We start from the raw sequence: 23,378 nt of genomic DNA, 5'->3' as shown, positions 1-23,378 counted from the left end.
CGCCGGTATCAATCCGCCCAGCGGCGGAATACCAGCGAGGTATTGATGCCGCCGAAAGCGAAATTGTTGCTCATCACATGGTCGGTATCGATCCTGCGCCCTTCACCCATGATGTAGTCCAGCGGTGCGCAACGTGGATCGAGATCGGTGAGATTGATCGTTGGTGCAAACCAGCCATCCCGCATCATCTCGATCGTCATCCACGCTTCCAGCGCGCCGCAGGCACCAAGCGTATGTCCCATATAGCTCTTGAGCGAACTGACCGGCATCCGTCCGCCCAGCACATCGTGCGTGGCCTGCGATTCCGCCACGTCGCCGTGGTCGGTCGCCGTACCGTGCGCATTGACATAGCCGATGGCATCCGGCGACAGGTCGGCGTCTTCCAGCGCCAGCCGCATCGCTTGGGCCATGGTCCCGGCCTGCGGCTGCGTCACGTGCGCGCCGTCGCTGTTGGTGCCATAGCCGACGATCTCGGCCAGGATGGTGGCACCGCGCGCCTGCGCATGCTCCAGTTCCTCCAGGACAAGCGTGCCGGCGCCCTCGCCCAGCACCAGCCCGTCGCGATTCGCGTCGAACGGGCGCGGCGTGCGCTCCGGCGCATCGTTGCGTGTACTCGTGGCGAACAGCGTATCGAAGACAGCGGCCTCGGTGGCATCCAGCTCCTCGGCACCCCCTGCCAGCATCGCCAACTGGCGGCCCGCGCGAATGGTCTCGAACGCATAACCAATGCCGTGGCTGCCCGAAGTACAGGCGCTCGATGTGGTCAGGATGCGCCCTGTAATGCCAAAGAACACGCCGATATTGACCGCCGTGGTGTGCGGCATCATGCGGATATACGTGGTGGCGCTGATGTCCTCGGTCGTGCGCTCGGACATCATCCGGCCGAAATCCTGGACGGCCGAAGGCGTGCCGGTGGACGAACCGTAGGCGATGCCCAGCCGGCCGCCCGTTACCAGCGGACTGCCGGCCAGCCCTGCATTGGCCAATGCAGCTTCGCTGGCCATCACGGCCATCAGCGAGACACGTCCCATCGATCGCGTCAGCTTGCGCGTGTAATGCGGCGGCGGCGAGAACGGCGGCACCGGTGCGCCCAACCGGGTATTGAGCCCCCGGATATCGTCCCATTCCGGCATATGGACCACTGCATTGCGTCCGCTGGCCAGGCGCTCGCGCACTGTGGCCCAGTCATTACCCAGGGCGCTTACCGCCCCGGCGCCGGTTACGACAACCCGCTTCATCCGAACATCCCTCCGTTCACCGAAATCACCTGCCGCGTAATGTAACCGGCATCTGGCGACAAGAGGAAGGCCACCGTTGCAGCCACCTCGTCCGGCGTGCCCAAGCGGCGCGCCGGAATGATCTTGAGCGCCTCGTCGCGCACGTGGTCTTCCACCATTTCCGTGTCGATCAGCCCCGGCGCCACGCAATTGACCGTGATCTGCCGCTTGGCCAGTTCGATGGCCAGCGCCTTGGTGGCGCCGATGATGCCTGCCTTGGCGGCGCTGTAATTGGCCTGCCCACGGTTGCCCACCAGCCCCGACACCGACGACAACGTAACGATGCGGCCCGGCTGGCGTCGCTGCACCATGGGCATGACCACGGGATTCAGCACGTTGTAGAACGCGTCGAGGTTGGTATGCACCACCTCGTCCCATTCCTCGCCGGTCATGGCCGGAAACGCCGCATCGCGCGTCATGCCGGCATTGCAGACCACGCCGTAATAGCAGCCGTGCTTCTCGATATCGGCCAGCAGGATTTCCGCCGTGGCCTCGCGGCGCGCCATGTCGAACGCCAGCACCCGGGCATTGCGTCCGAACGCGCGAACGGCATCCGCCACAGATTCCGCCTCGTCCCGGCGTGTCCGGCAGTGAACCACGACGTCAAAGCCGTCGCGCGCCAGGCGCAAGGCAATGGCCCGCCCGATGCCGCGCGAGGACCCCGTGACCAGCACCGTCTTGTTTGTCATACCTGCTGCCCCTGGAGAAAAGCCTCCGCGTCGGCAGGCTGGAATACGGAAACATTGGCGCGGGCCACTTCGCGGCCATCCATCGCCAGCGTGCAGGCGAACATGCCCAGGCCATTCTCGCCTTCCAGTTCCACCTGCACGGAAATTGTCAGTACGCTGCCCACCGGGAAAGCCGCTACGTCGCACGCGTAACGGCGAGAACCGAGCAGGAAGCCCACGCCCGGCCCCCGACCGGCAGCGCGGTCGCGCACGCCGGCCCAGGCCGCGATGGTCTGCGCCATATATTCGATGCCCACCCAGCCAGGCATGCCGTCATCGCCAACAAACAACTGCGTGGCACGCACCGTCGCGCGCGCCGTGCAGTGTCCGGCATCGGCGTGGATCAATTCGTCGATCAGGCGCATCGCTCCCGCATGCGGGATCACCTCGGCCACTGGGGGCATCGGTACATTCGATATCGGTTCCATCGTCGTCATCTTTACCCCTCGCCCAGTACCAGCACGCAGTTGCTGCCGCCGAATGCAAACGAATTGCTCATCACATGGCGCACCGGCCGCCCCAGCGACTCGTCCGCACCCACCACGTGGAGCGCCGGCAGCGCCGCGTCCGGCGCGCCGTCCCACCAGTGCGCCGGCAGACGGCCCCGAGGGTTGCCGGTCAACGTCAGGACCATCAGCGCAGCCTCCACGGCGCCCGCCGCGCCCAGCGCGTGCCCGGTCTGCGGTTTGGTCGAACTCACAGGCACGTCCGGCCCGAGCAAGTCCATGACCGCGCGAGACTCCATGGCGTCGTTCTGCTCGGTGGCCGTACCATGCAAATTCAGGTAGTCGATATCGGCGGCTTGCAGGCCGGCGCGATCCAGCGCCTGCGCCATGGCCGTGCGCGCGCCGATGCCCTTCGGGTCCGGCGCCGACATATGATGTGCGTCGGATGTCTCGCCCCAACCGGCCAGACGCACCGGGCCAGCCTCGCGGGACATCAGGAACAGCGCCGCACCTTCGCCCAGATTGATGCCGTTGCGATGCGCTGACATCGGATTGCAGCGCGCGGCGCTGACCGATTCCAGCGAGCGGAAGCCGGCGATTGTAAACGCGCAGAGCGTGTCCACGCCGCCCGCGATGACCACATCGGCCATACCCTGTTCCAGAAGCCGGCCAGCCGCGCCAAGCGCCTTGGCACTGGACGAACACGCCGTGGAAATCGTATAGGCGGGCCCCGCCACGCCCAGCGCCAGCGCCAGATACTGGGCGGGCGACCCTAGTTCCTGCTGGCCGTAATGGAACGCCTTCGGCCACTGGCCGGTGCGCTGGCGCTGGCGCTCGCGCACGGCCACCTCGCCATCGCCGATGCCCGACGTGCTGGTGCCAAGGACGATGGCCACCCGCGTGGGGCCCACGCGCGCGATGGCTGCTTCCACCGCTGGACGAATTGCAGCCAACGTATGGTGCAACAGCGCGTTGTTGCGGCTGCGCCGGGCTGGCGCCACATCTGCGGGCAGGTCCGCTGCCGTCACCACTTCCCGCACCGTGCCAAGATGCAACGGGGTGCCGGGCGTGTACCGATCGGTGGTTTCGCCGCCGCTGGGGCCATCGGTGCGCCACAAGGCGGTGCGCACGGCATCGTTGCCACTGCCGAGCGCGCAGATCACGTTCATCGCGTTCAGGTAGATCGTCATCGCGCTCCCCCTTGCTCCTGCAGCGTCCGTATCGTCAGGCGGTAGCCATCGCGGTGTTGCGCGAATAGCGTGGTCCGCGCGTCGGGATAGCGAATCTCCGCCACGACTTCATCGCCGGCACGTAGCTGGCGCAGGCCAGCAGACGCCTCCATGCGCCAACCGGCCGGCAGTGCCGCCTGGATCGCGGCAACGGGCCATAACGACAACTGCAGATCATTGAGGATACGCTCGGGCAGCAGTTCCGGGGGGGCCCACGGTGCGCGCGTCACGCGCAGGTCGCGGCCATCCCAATCCAGCCGCGCCAGCACCTGCCCACCCGCCACGGCGGCCAGCCTTGTGTGTGCGGCGTCGGCCTCCAGCAGGGCCAGCAAGTCGCGGGTCTGTTCGCCCTGCGGCGACGGGTATTGCACCGTGATCTGCTGCTGCAGTTGCAGCGTCCGCCCGAGCGATGCCGGTGGCAGGCGCAGCATTGGCACCTCGCCAGCCTGCGTACCCGACGGCGCGTCCGGACCATGCGACGCAAACGGCGCGCAGCCGCCCAGCGCCAGCATCGCTGCCAACGCCGCGCCCGCCAGCCATCGAGCGGCAGGACTCACGCCGAGCAAAGCTGCTCCAGCACGTTGAGACGGCGCTTCGATTCCGCCACGAAGGGATTCCCGCGATCCCATGCATAACCCGCAAGGATCGACGAGATCATCTTGCGGATCTCCGGCTCACCCTCGGCATGGAAAATCACCTTCTGGAAGCTGCCGTCGTACCACCCTTCCACGTAGGTACGGAAGCAGTCCACGCCTGCCTTGAGCGGCTTCGCAAAGTCCGCATCCCAATCCACGGGTTCGCCCGCCAGTTGCCGGGCCACGCACCCGGCCGCAAGGCTGGCGGACTTGAAGGCGATGGTCACGCCCGACGAGAACACGGGATCGAGGAATTCGCCTGCGTTGCCGAGCAGCGCATAGCCTTTGCCCCACAGCGAACTGACATTGGCCGAGTAGCCAACGATCTGCCGCGCGGGTGTGTCCCATCCGGCATCGCCCAGCAACCTGGCTAGCCCGGGCTCCTCGAACACTACCGTCTTGAGCTTGGCCATCTCGTCGCCCGGATAGCGGTCGAGGAACGATTTCTCCGCCACCACGCCTTGCGAGCAGCGGCCGTTCGAGAACGGAATGATCCAGTACCACACGTCGGTGTGCGCGGGATGCACGCTGATCAGGATCTTGTTGCGATCGAAGCCCCCCACGGGAATGCGGTCTTCCACATGCGTGAAGATGGCGGCACGCACCGGGAAATTCGAAGGCGATTCCAGTTGCAGCAGGCGCGGGAGGATGCGGCCAAAGCCGGACGCGTCGAGCAGGAAGCGCGGTTCCACCACGTATGCCTGTCCGTCCGGATCGCGCACTGTCACCAGCGGCTGCGCACCGCTCACGTCCACGGCTTCCACTACGTGGCGGAAGCGAACCTCGGCGCCCTGCTTCACGGCTTCGTGGATCAGCACGTTGTCGAAGTCTGCGCGCTGCACCTGGTACGTAGTGCCCCAGCCCGGCGAGAACTTCTCGCGGAAATCAAAGGTCGTATGGCGCCCCGCACGAGAAAACGCCGCACCGTTCTTGTACTGGAATCCTGCCTCGACCACGGCCTGCAACATGCCGGCCTCCTCGATGTACGCCATGCTCTGCGGCAGCAGGCTCTCACCGATGGAGAAGCGCGGAAACTGCTCCTTTTCGATCACCAGCACGCGGATGCCGCGACGGCGCAGCAACCCCGCCGCCACCGATCCCGCAGGACCGGCACCGACGATCAGCACCTCGACCTGTTCCTTCTTCATGTGGATCTACCCTGTTCAACGTTGTCATGGGATGGTCCGGCCGCCGGCCTGAACCATGGCGACAGGAACCATACGGCACCCACGCCGGAGAGCATGGTCATGCCGAAGGCATGCAGTGCCGGCGTCGAGGACAATGCCAGCAGCCCGAAGGCAAGCAGCGTACTGGCCGCGCCGAGGACGATAGCGGTCCACGACACGCCATCGCCGGGATGTTCAAGCAGGAAAATGCCATAGTCGACGCCCACGCCCAGCAGCAACGCCAGCGCGAGCACGGAGAACAATTGCAGTGGCACGTCCAGCCATCCAAGCACAGCCACGCTGATTGCCGCAGCCAGCAGCGTGGGAGCCAGCGCGCGCCAGCCGCTCCGGCCATAGCGCCACGCCAGCAGCAACGCCACGCCCGCCGCGCCGGCCAGCAATAGCCAGCTCATCAGCACGCGATAGTGATGCAGCAGGCCGGACAGATCCGCCACGCGATCTACCCATTCGGCCCCTTGCACTTCACTTACCGAACGCGCAATGGCCGGCATCGCTGCCGGATTGTCGAGTCCACGCAGCAGCATCACGCTTGCGTAGCCCTCGCCTTCCCGGCCGAGCCAGAGGTGGCGCAGCGTATCGGACACCGGATTCGCCAGCCATGCCTGAAGCGTCAGCACGGCATCGCCGCGCCTGACGGGCGGTGCGGCAATGGTGCCGCCGAGCGTCTTCGCCACGCTTTGGCGCACCGCAAGTTCCTGCCGGTCCGCCAGCGCCGCATCGGCACGCTGCCGCGCGGCGGACGGCACCCAATCGGATACCGACAGGAGGCCGGCCAGCTCGCCCCGGCCAATCGCTCCGGCCAGTTTTGCCTTGACCGCTTCTTCGCGAGCCAGCACTTCGTCAGGCGTGGCGCCACGTACCAGCACGAATTGCGCGGGACTCGGCGTCCCGAGCAACCGCCCTGTCGTGCGCTGCGCTTCCACGAGTGCTGGCGGCGAGCTTTGCAGTTGCCGCAGATCGTCGACGACACGCACCTGCCACACGCCCGGCACGACAAACAGGGCCAGCATGGCGAGCGCCATCCATGTGCGGCGATCGTTGCGCACGCGCGGCCAACGGGCCAGGCTGCCCGCCAGCCATGCAGTCAGCCGGGTCTGGCGCAGCGTGCCGCGATCCAGCAGCGGAAACCAGAGCGCCACAGTCAGGAATGCGCAGACCAGACCCACCGCCGAGAACAGCGCCATCTGCCGCAACCCGGGGAATGGCGCCACCCCGAGCGCCAGGTACGCCACCACGCTCGTCAGCAAGGCCAGCACCAGACCGGGCAGCAAGAATCGCATCACTGCCGGTGGCGCGGCGCGCGGCATCGACTGCCGCGTCACGAAGTAATGAATACCGAAATCCTCGGCCACACCGACCAGACTGGCCCCGAACACGAGCGTCACCAGATGCACGCGATCGAACACGACCGCCGTGGCCGAAATTGCAGCCGCCGTGCCGATCAGCAACGACAGACCCACCAGCACAATGGGCCGCAGTGAGCGGAACGCGAGCCACACCAGCAGCAACACGGCGGCCAGCGATCCTCCGCCGATCACGTTCATTTCCCAGTTGGCCTGTGCGGCGGCGGCTTCCGCATGGAGCGGAATACCGGCGGCGATCACGCGCACCCCTTCGTCGCCGTGCCGCGCCGCGACCTCTGCCGTGTGCAGGAGGTCGCCATAGTCAGTATTGCCATCGACCGCGAAGGCCGGCCGGGTGATGCGATACGACAGCAACGCCCACTCCTTGCTGTCACCCGACAATGCGGCCAGGCCATCGCGTTCATGCACCCGCGTGATCGCCGCGCGCGATAGCCACCAGTCCTGCCAGAGTCCGAGCGGGTCGGCGGCCCAGTCCGTCAGTCGAGGGCCAGTGGAAAACTGATAAAGCCTGGTCAGCGCCTGCTGCGCCAGCGCATCCACATTGGCATCACGCAACTGCGTGCGCTGCGCATCGGTCAGCAGGTGGTCGCGCCACGGCCGGTAGAACGCCAGCGCGGCGTCGAAATCGAAGGCGGCTATCTTGTCGACCGGTTTGAGCAGCGCCCCCTGCTTCGCCGTGACCGCGCTGAAACGCTCGGCGGCGGCGCGCGTACGTGCCCAGTCCGGACTACCGACCAGCACCACCACCTCCTGCGCCACGCCATCGGCGAGCCGGCGCAGCACACGATCCGCCGTGCCTGTGCGTTCGCTCGTTGGCAGCAGCGCCATGACATCGGTATCGAGCCGCGATGCACGCCAGAACTGCAACTGATGCGCGATCAGCGCCAGCACAAGCAGCAGCCAGCCGACGGCCAGCCAGCGCTCCAGCCGCGTCAGTCCGCCACGCATCGCCACGCCGGCCGCGTCACTCAAAACGCTGCTCCTCGGCGGGCGTCAATCTTGTGGCCGCAGCAGTATCGATCATCCGAACCACGGTGCTGTCGCCCCCCGCCTCCTCCAGCCGGACATTGCGCACGAACTTGTCACCCGCCAGTTCGATACGGACAAAAACCCGGCGCATCCCGGCATCGGTCGGCGTCAGCGTCAGCGTCCAGCCGGCCTTGCCGACCAGTTTGCCCGTCACATCGAAGCGCGCCTGCAGGCTGCGCAGGTCGCCACGCAGCATCGCGATCATGGATTCGCCCACGACGCGCATCGCGGGCTGGGTATCGGATTGCATCTGCTGCTGCACCTTGCCATCGGCGCCACGCATCACCAGCCGCTCGGGCGTGACCAGCAAGCTCGATGCAATCGGTTCGCGCGTGGACCATATCACGCCTCGTCCGCGTGCCAGTACGAAATCGCCGCGCGAGACCAGCGGGTTGCCGAAACCGGCCAGCTTGCGAGTCTGCTCGAACTGGCCACGAATCACTGGCGCATCGGCCAGTCGCGCGGCCACGCCGCCGAGCAGGTCTTCGGCCTGGGCGGGAACACCCACACATAACGCCGCGCCTAGCGCAAGGCAGCAAACGAAGTGGCGACGCTTCATGGCTCCACTCCAAGTTTTTCCAGCAACACCGGCGGGCTCACATAAAGCATTTCCTGCGTCTTCATGTCGACAGCCACCTGAATCGAATACCCCTTGGTCACGCGCTGCCCCGACGCTACGTCGCGGATCTCGTAGTCGATCTTGAGCCGGTTCTCCCACTCGACAATCGATGCATGGACTTCGACGACCTGCCCGTAGACCAGCGGGCGAACATACTTGACCCGCAGGTCAACCACGGGCCACGCGTAGCCGGACTCCCGCATCTGCGGATAGTCGTAGTCGAAGGTCTGCAGCAACGCGCAGCGCGCCACTTCGAAGTAACGCAGGTAGTTGCCGTGCCAGACCACGTCCATGGGATCGAGGTCATGGAATGACGGCGTCAGCGTGATGGCGTGATGGAGCGCTTTGGACATGGGAAAATGGACCTGCCTGTCTCAAGAAGCCGCCGCCACCTGGCGACCGGCGGTTACGGGATCGTCCGCCCAGAAATCGTAGAAGTTGAACCAGTCGTACGGCGACTCCAGGACGATGGCCTGCAGCCACGCGGCATAGGCCGTGGCCAATTCGACCAACGCCTCTTCTCTACGCGCGCGGCGCAGCTTGACCTCGCGTGCAAGTTCGGTGAAGCGCAGCAGATACCCGTCGCGCTGCCGGATGCAGCCCAGTGCATACAACGGACAGCGCATCAGCGATGCCAGTACGTAAGGGCCTATCGGGAACCGGGCTGGCGCCCCCATGAACGGCACCCGCACGGCGCGGCCGCCGTGGGCGGGTGCGCGGTCTCCCGCAATCGCCACGAATTCGCCGGCCTGCACCCTGGCCGATAGTTCCAGCGCCGTGGCAGGCGAGATATCGACGATCTGGTAGAGCTGTACACCCGACTCCGGATCCAGGCGCGACAGGATCTGATTGAACTGTTCCGCGTGCTGGGTGTGAACGAGTACCGTCAGCCGCATGCCGTCGCGCCGGTCGGCCACCGCGCGGCATAGCTCCAGGCAGCCCAGATGTGCGGTCATGATGACGCCACCCTGCCCCCGTGCGATCTGTTCGCGCAGCACCTCGACACCTTCGTAGCAGACATTGTCGAAGCGATACCGGCCGCCAATGGCCAGCAGCTTGTCCAGCAACGTGTCGCCAAAGCAGAACAGGTGCCGCAGCGAATGCCGCCAGGTCGGCCTGCCGCCAAACGTGCCGGCGGTCTGCTCGACCCGGGTCAGGAACGCCATCGAGGATCGGCGGGCCAGCGGGCGGGTCAGCCAGAAGTACGTCACCACCGGATAGATCACGATTCGGAAAAGGGTCCGACCGAAGATCCGATGGAGAAAATACAGGAACCAGACACCCCAGGCACACGTGACTTCGCCAATCGTGCTCCAGTGGCGCGAACGGGCCGCACCGGATGCGGCGCCAGGGCCAGTATCGGCCGGATTCACGTCACCACCTTGCGCCACAGCAGGCGCGGCATCCGCAGCAACATGCCGACGAACAGCCGTGCGTGCATGCGCGCGATGCGTACGTTGTCATGCAACAGATCGAAGTGCGATACGCCATCGGCCGGATACGTGACGCGCGTCGGGACATTGACAACCCGCACGCCGCGCCACACCAGGTGCACAGCCACCTCGGTATCGAACTCCATGCGGTGGCCCAGATTCACTTCCCGCATCAGACGCGTCACGGCAGGCAGCGGATAGACCCGCATCCCGCACATCGAATCCCGAATCTCAAAGGAGAGCGTATTGATCCACACCGAGACATGGGTCAGATAACGCCCGTACAACCTGTGCTTCGGCACGGATTCGTCATAGACGGGATGACCGCAAATCAAGGCTTCCGGAGCCGCCTCGGCCAGCGCCAGAAACTGCGGGATGCAGGCGGCATCATGCTGGCCGTCGGCGTCGATCTGTAGCGCATGTGTGTAGCCCAACTCTGCGGCAGCCCGGAAGCCCGCCATGAGCGCGGCACCCTTGCCCTGGTTCTGCGGCAGGCGCACAAGGCGCACGCGGCCCGGGTGGGCAGCGGCGAGCTCGCGAAGCACCTGCTCGCACGCCGGACCACTGCCGTCGTCCACGAGCAGACACGGTGTCGGGTGCTGAAGAATAGCGTCCACCATGGCGCCAATCGCCCCTTCGTGATCGAAGACGGGGACGAGCACCACCGGGTGAAACGCCGGACGGACCCATGCGCCTGTCGAACTCATGGCGCCCCGCGATGAAAGACGATCTTGCCGCTGGCGTGGTGCCCCGCATCGGAGCTCAGGCGGAAACCCAGCGCATGGAGATCGGCGTGCCAGATCAGTTCCACCCGCACGCGGGTGTTCGGACGAATCACGGCATGGAACTTGAGAATATCCATTCCCGCGAAGTGCTGGCGCGGCGGGACCGGCAGCTTCTGAGGGGCGAGTGCCATGACCCAGTCCACCTGGGCCACGCCTGGCACCACGGGCGCGCTGGGGAAATGACCGTCGAACACGGCAAGGTCCTCGGTCACGTGCAGCTCGGCCATGGCGGACACCGCGTCGTGCGCCAGCCAGCGCACGTCGGGCATTGTGCGGCGAAACACCTCGCGCAGCATCACTTCGGTCGTCTTGCCCTGCGCATTGCACGGCAGCGCCCCCAGAAATCCCCAACGACGTGGCAACGCCACGGGATCGATAGCGGCAGCCAGATGCCGGCGTAGCGCACTGCCCAGGACACTTCGTCCGTACGCATCCAGCTGCGCCTGCCCATCGTCCGAGAGCACTACGGCGGCGGCCACACGCACGCCGACATCCAGTTCCATCGTTACCACACGCGCCTCTCGCACCCATGGCGATGCCATCAGACACTGCTCGATCTGCGTGAGCGAGATCCGTTTTTCCTCGATCTTCACAATGCGGTCGGCCCGTCCCGCCAGCACGAAGCTGTCGTCGCCGGCAGGCAACGCCCGGTCCGTGCAGACATACCAGTTGTCGTCAGCCAGATGGGGCGACCGCACGGCCAGAAAGCCGTCCTGGAGCCGCCATGCCACGCCCGGCAGCGCGGTCCAGCGATCGCCTTCTACCGGGCGCTGGCGCCAGGCGACGCCGCCGGTTTCCGAACTGCCGAACACCTCGATCGGAGACTGGCCCATCAGGCGCAGCGTGGCGGCCGCCGCCTCGGGGGGCAATGGGCCGCCAGACGAAAAGACGGCGCGTACGACATGGCGTATTACCGGCCAGTCCAATGCATCGGGCAGCCGCTTCAGGAATGCAGGACTACTGACGAGCACGGCCGGTGTGCCACCGCTCTGGCAGGCAGCCACCAATTCCTCGTGGAAAGCGAGTCGCGAGAGCGGCATCGGCCGCCCGGCCGCCATCGGCCAGAGCACCGTAAACAGCAGTCCATAGATATGCTGATGCGAAACCGTGCAAAGTACACGCGTGGTGTCGGAGCAGGTGTGGCGGAATGCCTGCTGCAGCGCGTGGACTTCGGCATCGAGTTGGCCCAGGCGCTTGTCGATCGCCTCTGGCGCGCCGGTCGAGCCGGACGTAAATAGCGTGATCCCGGTGTCCTGCGTCGCCAGATTCGGCCAGTCGCCCCCGGTATCCGTGCCCTGTGCCGGGTCGGGCAACGCTCCACCCGGCAGGTTGCCGGCCCAGCCATCGCTCTGCGCACGCAATGCCACCAGTGTTTCGGGGCGGGTATCGCCGGGCAGCACCACGTGCTTGCCCGCATGCCAGGCGCCGAAGAGTGCAGCGGCAAACTCGGCGGTGTCGTCGAGATGGATCGCCCAGCGCCGCCCCGGCGCGAGAGCCAGCATGCGCCGCCATGCCGCGGCGCGCGCCAGGAACTGCACGGCATCCACGGTGCGCGCCCCGTCACACGCCACGGGATGCGCGCCATCGGCCGCGGCCAGCGCCGCCATGACGCCCCCCAATCCGGTCCACACCGGATGCCGCTCAACCATGACGATTCTCCGCGCCCCTAGCCATCACCCGTTGGCGGACGAGCCACTCACCGGCAAACATCGCGCCGATCAACCCGTAGGAGATGGCGCCGTTATAGAGCGCCCAGACGCGGTCGCTGGCCGCAAACGCCGTGATTGCCGCCATCGTGCCGTTGCACGCAAAGAACACGCACCACACCTGGGTGACGCGGCGTGTGTAGGCCACCCCTCTCGGCGGCAGGTCCGGTTCCCGCATACGAGCCAGACGCTCGACAAGCGTGGGCGGATGCCACAGCGTCCAGCCGAACACGCACAGCATCGCCACATTGACGACTACCGGGTATAGCTTCAGCGGCAACGCATGATCCGACGCCATGACCACCATGGCGAGCCCGGCCGCCAGTAGTGCCACGACGCGCCAGCCGGCTTGACGGCTCGTGCCGGCGCGCAACAATGCCAGCGCCAACAGCGCCAGCGCCATCACCCGCGGCGAAAAATGCTGCAGACCGAGGTAGATCACTGGCGGATAGGACAGCGTGAGCAGCCCGAATCCCCACTTGCGCCAGAGCATGCCGGGGTCACGCGGTAGCCGGCGTGTCGATCAGTTGCGACAGCGCCAGCACAACGTCCTGCACCGTGCGCACGGACTTGAAATGCTCGGGCTTGAGCGGCTTGCTCAACAATGGCTTGAGCTTGACCAGCAAGTCCACTGCATCGATGCTGTCGATATCCAGATCGTCGTACAGGCGCGCCTCGGGCGTAATGCACGCCGGGTCGATCTCGAAGCTCTCCTCGAGGACCGCGGCCACGCGCGCGAAGATTTGGTCATGGGTCATGTCGGACTCCGTAGCTGGGCGGAAAGATCGGTGGCGGTACGTCAGGCAGGCGCCTGCCCGCGCTGCTCGGCCACGAAGGCGGCAAGTGCCGAGACGCTGGCAAAACGCGCGCGGACCTCTTCCTTGCTGCCGTTCATCGTGATGCCAAAGCGTTTCTGCAGCGCGAGGCCAAGCTCCAGCGCGTCGATCGAGTCGAGGCCAAGACCCTCGACGAACAGCGGTGCCGCCGGGTCGATGTCATCTGCGCTCACGTCCTCAAGGGACAGCGATGAGATGATCAGTTCTTTGATTTCTGTTTCAAGCGCCGTCACGGCGGATCTCCCTGGAGAAAAATTCGGATAGCGATTGCGTGAGCCGGCGCACGGCCAGACTGTCGTCAGTGCCCGGCGGCACCCAGTCAGACACCGGCACATCGGGATGCACCTCGATAACAAAGTGTGGCCGGTGCACTGGCACGTGGTACCACTTCTCGCCCTTGGTCAGCGTAGGTGGCTGGCAACGGATCACCACCGGGGTCAGCGCGAATCCACCACGCACCGCCACGTTGGCGGCGCCACGCCGCAAGGTCAGCGGACCATCGGGGCGCGTGCGCGTGCCTTCCGGAAAGATGATGAGGTTGTTGCCCGAGCGCAGCGATGCGATGCAGTCATCCACCATCGCCGCCCCGACGTCGTTACGGACCCAGCCCGTCGCCAGCACCGGCCCGCGCGTGAACGGATTGCGCACCAGCGCGGACTTGACCACGCAGTCAGGACGAGGGATCAGCGACATCAGGAACACCACGTCGATCAGTGACGGGTGGTTGGCCACGACCAGCAGCCCATTGCGGCGCAACCGCTCGCCGTGGAGCACATCGCAGCGGATCACGCCCACGGTGTGCATCAGCCAGACAAACAGCCGGAACGCATGGTGGATCACCTGCCGGCATGCACGTTGACGACTGGCATCGGACCATGGCAGCAACGACAAGACCGGAAATACGAACACCCGCAGCATCAGGCCGCCCATGCCGAAGCTCGAGAAGCAGAAGCCCGTGGCGCAAACGCGCCACATGCGGTCCAGGCGCTCAACCATGGCGTTGCCACCTCCAGATCGCGCGCTCGCCACGGTGCATCAGTTCTGGTTCGCCGGCCAGGAAGAAGCGCAATACGTCCAGGCCGTGCGGCAACACAGGATGCGCAGTGTCCGTATCCTCCGCTTCCCTCGTCCCGCGCTGCGCCACAATTTCCAGCCTCATGGCAGGGTCTCCGGCACGTGGACGGCCCATTCGCCACGCCCAACCGAAGAGGCAGCCCGGTTCATCCGCGAACTCGGAATAAGCGGCAGGCAACGGCGCGTCATAGCAGACCAGCAGCACCTCGTCGGCGCCATCGGCCAAGAGTGCAGCCGCTTCGACGACGGCCGCCTCGACGGTGTCGCACCCCGCAGCAACGGCCTGCTGGACCGAGGTCTCGCCACGATCGATCGAGAACAGGGCGCCAATTGCGTTGTGCACGGACAGCCCGAAGGCCGTCGGCGAAATTGGCGAGCTTGCGGCCAGTTCGCTCAACATCTCGAACGCGCGCTCGCTATCGCCATGGCGCGAGGCAAAAATGGAAGGAATCTGTGGGAGGCGGGAGCCGCCTTCGGACGCGGGCACCGGGGTGGCGGCTACGTGATAGGCCGGAAGTAATGCAGCCTTGCCGATCGCATTGACACGTCGGCGCAACATCGGCGCCATGGAGGAGAGTGCGGGCAAGCCCGTGCCGTCTGGTAGCCATGGCGACCGGCACCATGCCTGCCAGGCGTCAGGCGTATGCAATGCCGGCGCAGTTGCCGCCCATGCGCGAACTCCAAATTCCAATGTCATGCCGTGCGCGTCGGGTGAGTAGTAGACCCGGAACCCGCCACAGGCACGCCGCACACGGAGTGCCTGTTGACGCACGCGAAGTGCCGGCACCCGCAAGACCCGGGGATAGTTCCGTATTATTTTCCAAGCGTAGTCTCTAACTGCCACGAAAGCTGTGGCGTAACCGTAACGATCTTGCCCAAATGTAACGGGGCGGGCGCAACCTCTTGGTTGCCCCGCCCCGCGACCGTGTAGTCCGAGAATTCAGTCGGTCAAATTATGCATGCGCCGGCAGGATCTTCCCCATCACTTCTCCGAATCCCACGCGGTAACCGTCGCCCTGGCACCAGCCTGTCATGACCACGGTATCGCCGTCCTCCAGGAAACCGCGCCGGACCCCGCCAGCCAGTTCCACGGGTTCGTTGCCGTTGCGCGTGGTTTCCAGCAGGCTGCCGCACGAATCGGCCGTGGTACCGCTAATGGTGCCCGAGCCCATCAGGTCCCCGACGCGTACATTGCAGCCGGATACGGTATGGTGAGCCAGTTGCTGCGCCATCGTCCAGTACATCGCCTTGAAGTTGGTACGACATACCGTGGTGGGATCGCCGCCCTCGGGTTGCAGCGCCACTTCAAGCGCGATGTCGTAGGCGTTCCTCGCCTGCTGCCGCAGATACGGCAGCGGCTCGGGAGACTGGGCCGGATTGTCGCGACGGAACGGTTCGAGCGCATCCATCGTGACGACCCACGGCGAGATCGACGTGCCAAAGCCCTTGCTGTTGAACGGCCCAAGCGGCACATATTCCCATTGCTGGATATCGCGCGCACTCCAGTCGTTGAGAATCACCATGCCGAACATATGCGCAGGCGCGGCCTCGGTACTCACCGGGTCTCCAAGGGTCGACGGTTTTCCAACGATGAAGCCCATCTCCAGTTCATAGTCCAGCTTGCGACACGCCGTAAAAATCGGGCGCGGCTGATCTGGCAGCTTGATCTGGCCATTCGGCCGACGCAGCGCGGTGCCGCTGACCACGACCGAACTGGCACGACCGTTGTAACCAATCGGAATCTCCAGCCAGTTGGGCAGCAGCGCATTCTCGGGATCGCGGAACATGCGGCCGACATTGGTCGCGTGCTCACGAGACGAGTAGAAATCGGTATAGCCCGGAATCTCGACGGGCAGGTGCAGGGTCGCTGCAGACATCGGCACCAGCGCCTTGCCACACAGTGCCGCATTGCCCCGGAGGCTCTGGTCACCCGCTACTGACAGCAGCGCGGCCAGCCGCGCACGCGTCTCGCTCCACACCGGCTTGCCAAGGGCGATGAAGCGGTTCAGCGTCGGCGCCGCAAACGTGCCGCGCGCCGCGGCGGGCAGCAGTCCGGCATCGTCCAGTGCAGCGAGGTCAAGCACCTGGTCGCCAATCGCCACGCCTACGCGCGGTGTCTCGCCAACTTTGGAAAAAATGCCGTACGGCAGGTTCTGCAGCGGGAAATGAGTCTGGCCATCGTTGGCCGATTCGACCCAGCTGGTCATGGGGGCGGTCATATCGAAATACTCCGAGTTTCAGCGGACGTCAGGGTTGAAATGCTTCTTCAGGCCCTGCCAACACGTGTAGTAGTTGTGTTGCAGCATGGCCGACTCTGCCGCATAGCGAGTGGGACGGATAACGCCGGGGGTTTCGAACATGAACGCCATCGTGTCCGTGATGTGGTGCGGCGCACTGGTGTCCGAGACACTGGCCCGCTCGAAGGTCTCGGCATCGGGACCATGCCCGCTCATGCAGTTGTGCAGGCTGGCACCACCCGGTGCAAATCCATCGGCCTTGGCGTCGTACACACCCGTGATCAGGCCCATGAATTCGCTGGCGATATTGCGATGGAACCAAGGCGGACGGAACGTGTTTTCCGCAGCCAGCCAGCGCGGCCCGAAGATCACGAAGTCGACCGTATCGACACCCGGTGTGTCCGACGGCGACTGCAGCACCAGGAAGATGGACGGATCCGGATGGTCATGACTGATGGATCCGATCGTATTGAAATGGCGCAGATCGTATTTGTAAGGCGCGTAGTTGCCATGCCATGCCACGACATCAAGCGGCGAATGATCGATCTCGGCGCGCCAAAGATTGCCCTGGAAGCGCGCCACTAGTTCGAACTTGCCTTCGCGGTCTTCGTAGTGGGCAACCGGTGTGAGGAAGTCACGCGGATTCGCCAGACCGTTGGAGCCGATGACGCCAAGATCCGGCAGCCGGAACAACGCCCCGTAGTTTTCGCAGATGTAGCCGCGCGCCTCGCCATCGGGCAGCGCCACGCTGAAGCGCACACCGCGTGGAATCACCACGATTTCCTGCGGCTCCACGGTCAGGCGTCCCATCTCTGTGTCCACCTGCAAGCGGCCTTGCTGCGGCACGATCAGCATCTCGCCATCGGCGTTATAGAAGAAGCGGTCCTGCATCGACCGGTTCGCCATATAGAGATGGATGCCACACCCCGTTTGCGCCTCGGGTCCGCCATTGCCTGCCATCGTGACGATGCCGTCCACGAAATCCGTTGGGGCAGACGGCATCGCCGGCGGACTCCACCGCATCTGGTTCGGTGACGCCGGCACCTCGTCGAAGCGGCTTAGCCAGCGGCCTTGCGCCATCTCGACAAACGGCTTGTGCATGGCCGCCGGGCGAATGCGGTACAGCCACGAACGACGGTTGTGCGCGCGCGGCGCGGTAAAGGCGGTACCTGAAATCTGTTCGGCATAGAGACCATATGCCACGCGTTGCGGCGAGTTGCGGCCAACAGGCAGCGCGCCAGGCAGCGCCTCGGTAGCAAATTCGTTGGCGAACCCGGACATATACGCCGCTGCCTGCTGCCCGATGCCTTCAGCCCGATGAAGTTGTGCTTGTGTCATGAAGTCTCCTTCTCACCTCGCCATCGAACTCAAGCGTCGTCGAGAAAATTACGTATTGTTAAATCACTTTACCGAATCGTAATCACGCGCCTGCGCAAAGTCAAACACAACTGACACCAACACAATAGACGCACGCAGGCATCACCAGCTGACAGGCGACGGCAACGAAACAAACGGGGAAATGTGAACGACAGGAGCGCCGCGCGAAGACGAGGACGGGCGGCCAAGAATGAATCAGGAAAACGAGATGCGCGGCGCACGGCCACGCAATATGCGCCAGCAGGGGCTGGCGGCGAAGCATATATCCGCCGAGGGCGAGCGATGACTCGCCCGCCCTCGGCGTTCAGCGCACTGTTTCGGTCAAACGGGCTTGTGGCCCTCGCCCGGCGCCGAGCCGGTTCCAAAACCACCCTGCGACGGCGCGGGCGCCGACGGGGCCTGCGCTGCAGCGGGTTGTCCCGCCATTGAGGCGGTTGTGACACCACCATTGCGGCTGGCTATGAATGCGTTGACGTCTGCAGCCAGGTGTTGCGGCGCAAGTACGACTTCAAGGCCCAACGCCTCGCATGCCGCCAGAAAGGTGGACATGCGCGGATCGGCTTGGCCCGATTCGGCCCTGAGATAGGCCTCCCGGGAAATCCCGGCCTTACGGGCGACGTCCTCCTGCTTGAGCTTGCGGGCTCGACGCAACGCACGCAGTTGCCGGAACGGTTCGCTAGCGCCTCTTGGCACGGCTGTACTGTTCATGTCGGTCTCCAGTCACCAGTGAAAAAAAAGTGCGCGGACGTGCATTCGAGTATAGAGCACGTTAAGCGTTCCGTAAGGTCTGTTGTGGAACACTTTTACAGTTTTTTAATGATGGCTTGATCTGGCCATTCGGACTCTCATCCGTACGGCTGACAAAGCACACCATCCTCCTCCGCCTTCACATAACGGAAGCGCCCGCTTTGCGTTGACGTCACATCAGTATCGTCCATGTGTGGCACAAGGCAAGTTGACAAACCGACCGGTCGTGCTATTCTCCAGCGCATGCAAAAAGGACAACTGACGCGGAGCGCAATCATCGAGCAGGCACTGCAGTCGGCCACAAAGGTCGGCTTCGAGCAGTTGTCGCTCGCAACACTTGCTGCCGACACCAACATGTCGAAGAGCGGGCTTTACGCGCACTTCAGATCCAAGGAAGCGTTGCAGGAAGCCGTTCTGGTCAGAGCCATGGAACGCTTCTCGGAAATCGTCATTCAGCCAGCCATGCGCGAGCCTCGCGGCACCGGCCGGCTGGAGAAGTTGTTCGACGGCTACATGGCCTGGTTGTCCGGCACGGTGATCGAAGGCGGATGCGTGTTCATGGCGTTGTCCCAGGAATACCGGGATCGTCCCGGCGTCATACGGGACAACGTTGTACAGGCATTCAAGGATTGGCACAGCACCATCGTACGGGTGGTTCTGGATGCAGTCGATGAAGGGGATCTGCGCCAGGATACGGATCCGCGCCAGTTCGCATTCGAGATGGCTGGCATCGGGATGTCGTTCCAGTCATCGCTCAGGCTGATGGGCCGGGGCGATGCGGCGGGGATGGCCCGAAAGGCCTTTGGGCGGCTCGTCAATGACGTCCGTGAGAATTGCCCTGGGTCGCCGGCCCGCGCAGAGTAGTACTACAGGAAACCGGCTAACGGGATTGACAACGCTGCAGCGAGGGCATTCGCGCAGTGTATCCAACGGCATTCTTGCCGGTTTTTCTTGCCCAAAAAATAGCACGACTGGTCGTTCCCTTACGCGAAAAAAGTCGGACCGGCTGCAGTCATATTCTCGTCAGCCATCACAAAGAAGCTGTTGGAGGTGCTCACCGTGCCGCAAGTGTTGTCATCTGCATCCGTCGACCCTGCATCAGAACCCGGGCAGGTACCGTTTCGCCTCCGTCATCGACTCACCAACACCTTGACGTCCGGTTTGTTGGCGTGGCACCGCCTGCGCTGGCAGACCGGCAGCCTGTTTTTTCCCGACGCCACGTCGCGCGCGCTCGAGAGACTGTGGTTTTCGCCTCCACGCGAACGCATCCCTGCGGAAGGTTTGCGATTGCTCGATGCTGCACGCACAGAGTGGGCACTTGTAACGGGGCAAGGCGGCAGCCGCCGCGTGCGGGTATATCGCTGGGGAAGCAAAGGACCGGTCGTGGTACTCGCCCATGGATGGGGCGGCAATGCGGGACAGTGGCACGCCATGGTTGGAAAGCTGCTGTCGGCGGGCATGCGTGTCGTGGCTTTCGATGCGTTATCACATGGCGCGTCGGACGCAGGCGCCCGTGGCCAGCGGCAAACCTCGATACTTGAAATGACGCGCTCGCTGTTGGCGGTCGCGTGGCATGTTGGACCGGTGCACGCGGTCATTGCGCATTCGCTGGGCGGTGCCGCCGCAGCGCAGGCAATCCGCGAAGGTCTTCCAGCCCGTGGCGTGGTCATGATCGGCTCGCCTGCCGACATGCACGATGCCTGCTCGGCGTTGGCCTGGCAGCTCGGCATTGCGCCCAGGGTTCTGGCGCGGATGCAGCGAAACAGCGAACAATGGCTCGGCACGAGTTGGTCGACGTTCAATGTGCCAGATATCGGACGCGCGCGGCCGGTGCCTCCCGCCCTTGTCATTCACGACCGCCATGACAAAACCGTGCGTTGGCAGGATGGCGCAGCCATTGCCGGCGCTTGGCCGGGCGCCCGACTCCTGACAACCGAAGGGCTGGGCCATCGTCGCATCCTGGCCGACGATGCTGTGCTCGGGCATGTCGTCGATTTCGTCGGCAATCTCACTACCAGATCTGCCTTGCCCCTGGGCCGTTAGCGCCACAGCGACCCCTGCTCGTTGGAGACTATGAATCCGGGGAGAGGGACTTGCCGAAAGGCAGGCCCTCTCCCCGGATTGTTTAGGTCCTTCGTTGGCGGTTAATTGCACGAAGTCTACGAAGCCAGTCGGGTGCGTGCCTCGGAACAAGCGCAAAAAAGCCCGCACGCGGCGGGCCTGGGACAAACGCCTCTCGCGAGGCGACTACTATTTGTTCACGTCAGATTCTCACGCATCGCGCGGCATGCCAATCGGCGCGCTGTCTTGCACGGTTTTTCGTGCATGCGCTTCGCGCATCGGCTTGAGGACAAACACCGCCAGGAGCGCCGAGAGCGCGGCCATGCCCGAAGCCAGCATGAACACGGCGTGCCAGTCGCCCGTGGCGGCCGTGATGACGCTGGAGAAAGGCACCAGCAAGGCTGCCGTTCCCTTGGCGGTGTAGAGCATGCCAGCATTGGTGGCAGCAAACTTCGGGCCGAAGGTATCGCCGCAGGTGGCAGGAAAAAGGCTGTAGATCTCGCCCCAGGCAAAGAACACGATGCCAGTCAGCACCACGAACGCCACCGGATCATGACCGTACTTCGACAGTAGCAGGATACCGACAGCTTCCACGGCGAACGCGATGAACATCGTGTTCTCACGTCCGATGTGGTCGGAGATCCAGCCGAAGAAGGGGCGCGTGACCCCATTGAGCACACGGTCGATGGTCAGGGCGAAGGTCAGCGCCGGCAGAGTCAGGCCGAGGATCGACACCGGCGAATCGTGCAGGCCAAAGTCCTTGGCGATCGGACCGAGTTGCGCCGTCGCCATCAGACCGCCTGCGGCCATCATGACGAACATCGCATACATGACCCAGAAGATGGGCGAGGACAGAACCTGCCGGGGCGACGCGTTATACGTCGCAGCCGACTTCAGCGTCGCCTTGACGTCCGCCATCATCTTCGCGGGCGGCGGCAGCAGCGCCAGGCCAAGCAGCACCACGATGATGCCCTGCCCCAGACCGAAGTACAGGAACGTTGCCTCATAGCCGCTGGTCTTGATCATGTTGGCGATCGGCACCACGGTAGCCGCAGAACCCGCTCCAAACCCGGCCGCTGTAATACCCGCCGCCAAGCCACGACGATTGGGGAACCACTTCAGCGCATTGCCCACGCAGGTGCCATATACGGCGCCGGCACCCACGCCACCAATTGCAGCGGCAACGTAGAGCATCGGCAGAGATCCAGCTACCGAATTGAGGACCCATGCGATCGCACATAGCACCCCCCCGCCCACCACAACCGGGCGCGGACCGTACTTGTCGACCAGATAGCCTTCGATAGGGACCAGCCAGGTTTCGGTCACCACAAAGATGGTGAATGCCACCTGAATGGCAGTGCGGCCCCATTGGTGTTTCTCGTCAATGGGGTTGACGAACAACGTCCAGCCATACTGCATGTTGGCGATCATCGCCATACAGATCACGCCGAATACAAGCTGCATCCACGGCGAACCATACCAGGACGCTTGCGCGCCTGCGCGTTGCTGACTTTCCATGGTGGTGTCTCCTTCTGGCGGTGTGTCCCGCCGTTGCGGAATGGCATCTACGTTGGATACCGGTGGTGTTTTGATAGGTCTTCTGGTGTTTCTTTTAATCCTGCTTTTACTGCTTTGCTTTTGTTTTTGGACTGCCCTTCTGTCCTGCTGCCTCGAACAGCTGAGCCGTTCTAGTGCTATACAGTATGTGGTATATCACCGAAGTTCAAGGGCCTTGGAGCGTGTGCCTGACTGGTACAGCGGACATTCGAAAGCACGCATGATCATCGCAACGCAGACTGGTGCGTCGGGTGCATCAAATTCCTTGGGCGGCTTGTATCGCTCCCCTTTCAGATCAATTACTTAGGGATCTTTTTCGCATGAATGCATCATGCCGAAGCTGGAGTGGAAATTGGTGCGGCGCATGTTACGGAATACCCGCGATAGGGTAAGTCCCGAGCAATGCGAGAACAAAAAAAGCAGGGAAACGAACGAGTGGAGCGATATACCGCGCTGCGTCGGGACCTGAGATCCGCAGGCGCAGGGGCATAAGAAGCTGAAGAAACGGCCGCGAGGAAAACTGACAAACCACTACAGTTCAGGTGTTGCCGGCCGCTACAGTGGACCCGAACTTGATACTTGGTACAGCGATGAAACCGAGCGATCAGGCGTGCAGGAAACGCGGTTGCAGGACGGTGTCCGAAACCGAGCTGCCGATACCGGTATCGCTCTCTTCGGAACCCAGGCCAGCGAAGCGACCGTGCTCCTGAGCAGTGGTCAGCAGGCCCATCGGCACGAGCGTGGCGAGGACATACGTGACGGTAACGCCAAGGGAAACCACACCAAGGGCCAAGATAGTAAGCAGCGTAGCGTTCATGAAAACTCCTAAGTGATGAAGATCAAGGTGGATTCATTATATGCTGCACTGCGAGGTCTGTAAATATTTGGTATGTGGTATATCAGTAGAGGTCTGCGCCTAAAAAAGACAACGCACCCCGAGAGGTGCGTTGGTCATCACAACAATATGAATAAAATCCGCTTTATCAGTCGCTTTCGTGATGAATTCAGCCTATTAAGGCACTAAAAATAATGCGGCGGCGCATCACATGAA

24 protein-coding genes are annotated in these 23,378 nt (G+C 64.0%); 2 read left to right on the top strand and 22 right to left on the bottom strand.

Translation table 11 applies throughout. The features are described 5' to 3' along the window. Positions 1-8 precede the first annotated feature (8 nt). The 20 genes from ABDB81_RS06995 to ABDB81_RS06900 all read right to left on the bottom strand — a co-directional run bounded on the left by ABDB81_RS06995 (position 9) and on the right by ABDB81_RS06900 (position 18,670). A complete protein-coding gene (locus tag ABDB81_RS06995; RefSeq protein WP_346810480.1) occupies positions 9-1,238 on the bottom strand; it encodes a beta-ketoacyl-ACP synthase in 1,230 nt (409 codons plus the stop codon). After that, positions 1,235-1,966: a 3-oxoacyl-ACP reductase FabG gene (gene fabG / locus ABDB81_RS06990; protein WP_137923412.1), complete on the bottom strand. Its 732-nt coding sequence runs from the start codon at positions 1,964-1,966 to the stop codon at positions 1,235-1,237. Before fabG ends, ABDB81_RS06995 begins: the two co-directional genes overlap by 4 nt. Continuing rightward, entirely contained in the window at positions 1,963-2,442 is a 480-nt protein-coding gene (locus tag ABDB81_RS06985; RefSeq protein ID WP_237380476.1) for a hotdog family protein, read from the bottom strand. The genes fabG and ABDB81_RS06985 overlap by 4 nt, the downstream gene beginning before the upstream one ends. Before the next feature lie 2 nt (positions 2,443-2,444). Continuing rightward, a complete protein-coding gene (locus ABDB81_RS06980; protein WP_346810479.1) occupies positions 2,445-3,641 on the bottom strand; it encodes a beta-ketoacyl-ACP synthase in 1,197 nt (398 codons plus the stop codon). After that, complete coding sequence (locus ABDB81_RS06975; RefSeq protein WP_346810478.1) at positions 3,638-4,237, bottom strand: DUF3261 domain-containing protein; 600 nt, start codon at positions 4,235-4,237, stop codon at positions 3,638-3,640. Before ABDB81_RS06975 ends, ABDB81_RS06980 begins: the two co-directional genes overlap by 4 nt. Next, positions 4,234-5,463, bottom strand: a complete 1,230-nt coding sequence (locus ABDB81_RS06970; protein WP_346810477.1) for an NAD(P)/FAD-dependent oxidoreductase — start codon at positions 5,461-5,463, stop codon at positions 4,234-4,236. The genes ABDB81_RS06975 and ABDB81_RS06970 overlap by 4 nt, the downstream gene beginning before the upstream one ends. Further along, entirely contained in the window at positions 5,460-7,838 is a 2,379-nt protein-coding gene (locus ABDB81_RS06965; RefSeq protein ID WP_346810476.1) for a hypothetical protein, read from the bottom strand. Before ABDB81_RS06965 ends, ABDB81_RS06970 begins: the two co-directional genes overlap by 4 nt. Next, positions 7,831-8,454: an outer membrane lipoprotein carrier protein LolA gene (locus tag ABDB81_RS06960; protein WP_346810475.1), complete on the bottom strand. Its 624-nt coding sequence runs from the start codon at positions 8,452-8,454 to the stop codon at positions 7,831-7,833. The genes ABDB81_RS06965 and ABDB81_RS06960 overlap by 8 nt, the downstream gene beginning before the upstream one ends. Next, on the bottom strand, positions 8,451-8,867 hold the full coding sequence (locus ABDB81_RS06955) for an acyl-CoA thioesterase (RefSeq protein WP_346810474.1): 417 nt from the start codon (positions 8,865-8,867) through the stop codon (positions 8,451-8,453). The genes ABDB81_RS06960 and ABDB81_RS06955 overlap by 4 nt, the downstream gene beginning before the upstream one ends. A 21-nt stretch (positions 8,868-8,888) precedes the next feature. Next, positions 8,889-9,887: an acyltransferase gene (locus tag ABDB81_RS06950; protein WP_346810473.1), complete on the bottom strand. Its 999-nt coding sequence runs from the start codon at positions 9,885-9,887 to the stop codon at positions 8,889-8,891. Then, complete coding sequence (locus ABDB81_RS06945) at positions 9,884-10,654, bottom strand: glycosyltransferase family 2 protein (protein WP_137923418.1); 771 nt, start codon at positions 10,652-10,654, stop codon at positions 9,884-9,886. Before ABDB81_RS06945 ends, ABDB81_RS06950 begins: the two co-directional genes overlap by 4 nt. Next, positions 10,651-12,381, bottom strand: coding sequence for an AMP-binding protein (locus tag ABDB81_RS06940; RefSeq protein WP_346810472.1), 1,731 nt, complete (start codon positions 12,379-12,381; stop codon positions 10,651-10,653). The genes ABDB81_RS06945 and ABDB81_RS06940 overlap by 4 nt, the downstream gene beginning before the upstream one ends. Further along, a complete protein-coding gene (locus tag ABDB81_RS06935) occupies positions 12,374-12,931 on the bottom strand; it encodes a hypothetical protein (protein ID WP_346810471.1) in 558 nt (185 codons plus the stop codon). The genes ABDB81_RS06940 and ABDB81_RS06935 overlap by 8 nt, the downstream gene beginning before the upstream one ends. Before the next feature lie 7 nt (positions 12,932-12,938). Continuing rightward, positions 12,939-13,196, bottom strand: a complete 258-nt coding sequence (locus ABDB81_RS06930; RefSeq protein WP_137923420.1) for an acyl carrier protein — start codon at positions 13,194-13,196, stop codon at positions 12,939-12,941. A gap of 41 nt (positions 13,197-13,237) precedes the next feature. Beyond that, positions 13,238-13,507 carry a phosphopantetheine-binding protein gene (locus ABDB81_RS06925; protein ID WP_137923421.1) on the bottom strand — a complete coding sequence of 90 codons (270 nt, stop codon included), beginning with the start codon at positions 13,505-13,507 and terminating at the stop codon, positions 13,238-13,240. Then, entirely contained in the window at positions 13,494-14,270 is a 777-nt protein-coding gene (locus ABDB81_RS06920; RefSeq protein ID WP_137923422.1) for a lysophospholipid acyltransferase family protein, read from the bottom strand. The genes ABDB81_RS06925 and ABDB81_RS06920 overlap by 14 nt, the downstream gene beginning before the upstream one ends. After that, positions 14,263-15,045, bottom strand: coding sequence for a beta-ketoacyl synthase chain length factor (locus tag ABDB81_RS06915; RefSeq protein ID WP_346810470.1), 783 nt, complete (start codon positions 15,043-15,045; stop codon positions 14,263-14,265). Before ABDB81_RS06915 ends, ABDB81_RS06920 begins: the two co-directional genes overlap by 8 nt. A 256-nt stretch (positions 15,046-15,301) precedes the next feature. Then, positions 15,302-16,567, bottom strand: a complete 1,266-nt coding sequence (gene fahA, locus ABDB81_RS06910; protein ID WP_346810469.1) for a fumarylacetoacetase — start codon at positions 16,565-16,567, stop codon at positions 15,302-15,304. Between the two features lie 18 nt (positions 16,568-16,585). Continuing rightward, the gene (gene hmgA / locus ABDB81_RS06905; RefSeq protein WP_346810468.1) at positions 16,586-17,923 is read right to left on the bottom strand and encodes a homogentisate 1,2-dioxygenase; all 1,338 of its coding nucleotides are present in this window, start codon (positions 17,921-17,923) and stop codon (positions 16,586-16,588) included. 360 nt (positions 17,924-18,283) lie between these two features. Continuing rightward, positions 18,284-18,670, bottom strand: coding sequence for a helix-turn-helix transcriptional regulator (locus ABDB81_RS06900; protein ID WP_137923426.1), 387 nt, complete (start codon positions 18,668-18,670; stop codon positions 18,284-18,286). 282 nt (positions 18,671-18,952) lie between these two features. Between ABDB81_RS06900 and ABDB81_RS06895 the strand changes: the two genes are divergently transcribed. Together ABDB81_RS06895 and ABDB81_RS06890 are read left to right on the top strand one after the other, a co-directional pair. Next, complete coding sequence (locus ABDB81_RS06895; RefSeq protein WP_137923427.1) at positions 18,953-19,573, top strand: TetR/AcrR family transcriptional regulator; 621 nt, start codon at positions 18,953-18,955, stop codon at positions 19,571-19,573. A 300-nt stretch (positions 19,574-19,873) separates the two neighbouring features. Continuing rightward, on the top strand, positions 19,874-20,752 hold the full coding sequence (locus ABDB81_RS06890; RefSeq protein ID WP_237380754.1) for an alpha/beta fold hydrolase: 879 nt from the start codon (positions 19,874-19,876) through the stop codon (positions 20,750-20,752). A gap of 228 nt (positions 20,753-20,980) precedes the next feature. Here the strand turns inward: ABDB81_RS06890 and oxlT are convergent, their stop codons facing one another. Then, on the bottom strand, positions 20,981-22,288 hold the full coding sequence (gene oxlT, locus ABDB81_RS06885) for an oxalate/formate MFS antiporter (protein WP_346810467.1): 1,308 nt from the start codon (positions 22,286-22,288) through the stop codon (positions 20,981-20,983). Positions 22,289-22,931: 643 nt separating this feature from the next. Then, positions 22,932-23,144 (bottom strand): hypothetical protein, encoded by a 213-nt coding sequence (locus ABDB81_RS06880; RefSeq protein WP_137923430.1) that lies wholly within the window; start codon positions 23,142-23,144, stop codon positions 22,932-22,934. Positions 23,145-23,378 lie beyond the last annotated feature (234 nt).

The organism is Cupriavidus sp. DL-D2 (genome assembly GCF_039710735.1).
Taxonomy (GTDB): domain Bacteria; phylum Pseudomonadota; class Gammaproteobacteria; order Burkholderiales; family Burkholderiaceae; genus Cupriavidus.
Note: the sequence above shows the minus strand (reverse complement) of the source record. Positions and strands in the feature narration are given on the sequence as shown.

Coding starts and splice junctions, on each gene's coding strand:
- ABDB81_RS06995 (WP_346810480.1), bottom strand. CDS start 1,238: ATGAAGCGGGTTGTCGTAACCGGCGCCGGGGCGGTAAGCGCCCTGGGT.
- fabG (WP_137923412.1), bottom strand. CDS start 1,966: ATGACAAACAAGACGGTGCTGGTCACGGGGTCCTCGCGCGGCATCGGG.
- ABDB81_RS06985 (WP_237380476.1), bottom strand. CDS start 2,442: ATGACGACGATGGAACCGATATCGAATGTACCGATGCCCCCAGTGGCC.
- ABDB81_RS06980 (WP_346810479.1), bottom strand. CDS start 3,641: ATGACGATCTACCTGAACGCGATGAACGTGATCTGCGCGCTCGGCAGT.
- ABDB81_RS06970 (WP_346810477.1), bottom strand. CDS start 5,463: ATGAAGAAGGAACAGGTCGAGGTGCTGATCGTCGGTGCCGGTCCTGCG.
- ABDB81_RS06960 (WP_346810475.1), bottom strand. CDS start 8,454: ATGAAGCGTCGCCACTTCGTTTGCTGCCTTGCGCTAGGCGCGGCGTTA.
- ABDB81_RS06955 (WP_346810474.1), bottom strand. CDS start 8,867: ATGTCCAAAGCGCTCCATCACGCCATCACGCTGACGCCGTCATTCCAT.
- ABDB81_RS06945 (WP_137923418.1), bottom strand. CDS start 10,654: ATGAGTTCGACAGGCGCATGGGTCCGTCCGGCGTTTCACCCGGTGGTG.
- ABDB81_RS06940 (WP_346810472.1), bottom strand. CDS start 12,381: ATGGTTGAGCGGCATCCGGTGTGGACCGGATTGGGGGGCGTCATGGCG.
- ABDB81_RS06935 (WP_346810471.1), bottom strand. CDS start 12,931: ATGCTCTGGCGCAAGTGGGGATTCGGGCTGCTCACGCTGTCCTATCCG.
- ABDB81_RS06930 (WP_137923420.1), bottom strand. CDS start 13,196: ATGACCCATGACCAAATCTTCGCGCGCGTGGCCGCGGTCCTCGAGGAG.
- ABDB81_RS06920 (WP_137923422.1), bottom strand. CDS start 14,270: ATGGTTGAGCGCCTGGACCGCATGTGGCGCGTTTGCGCCACGGGCTTC.
- ABDB81_RS06915 (WP_346810470.1), bottom strand. CDS start 15,045: ATGACATTGGAATTTGGAGTTCGCGCATGGGCGGCAACTGCGCCGGCA.
- fahA (WP_346810469.1), bottom strand. CDS start 16,567: ATGACCGCCCCCATGACCAGCTGGGTCGAATCGGCCAACGATGGCCAG.
- hmgA (WP_346810468.1), bottom strand. CDS start 17,923: ATGACACAAGCACAACTTCATCGGGCTGAAGGCATCGGGCAGCAGGCA.
- ABDB81_RS06900 (WP_137923426.1), bottom strand. CDS start 18,670: ATGAACAGTACAGCCGTGCCAAGAGGCGCTAGCGAACCGTTCCGGCAA.
- ABDB81_RS06895 (WP_137923427.1), top strand. CDS start 18,953: ATGCAAAAAGGACAACTGACGCGGAGCGCAATCATCGAGCAGGCACTG.
- oxlT (WP_346810467.1), bottom strand. CDS start 22,288: ATGGAAAGTCAGCAACGCGCAGGCGCGCAAGCGTCCTGGTATGGTTCG.
- ABDB81_RS06880 (WP_137923430.1), bottom strand. CDS start 23,144: ATGAACGCTACGCTGCTTACTATCTTGGCCCTTGGTGTGGTTTCCCTT.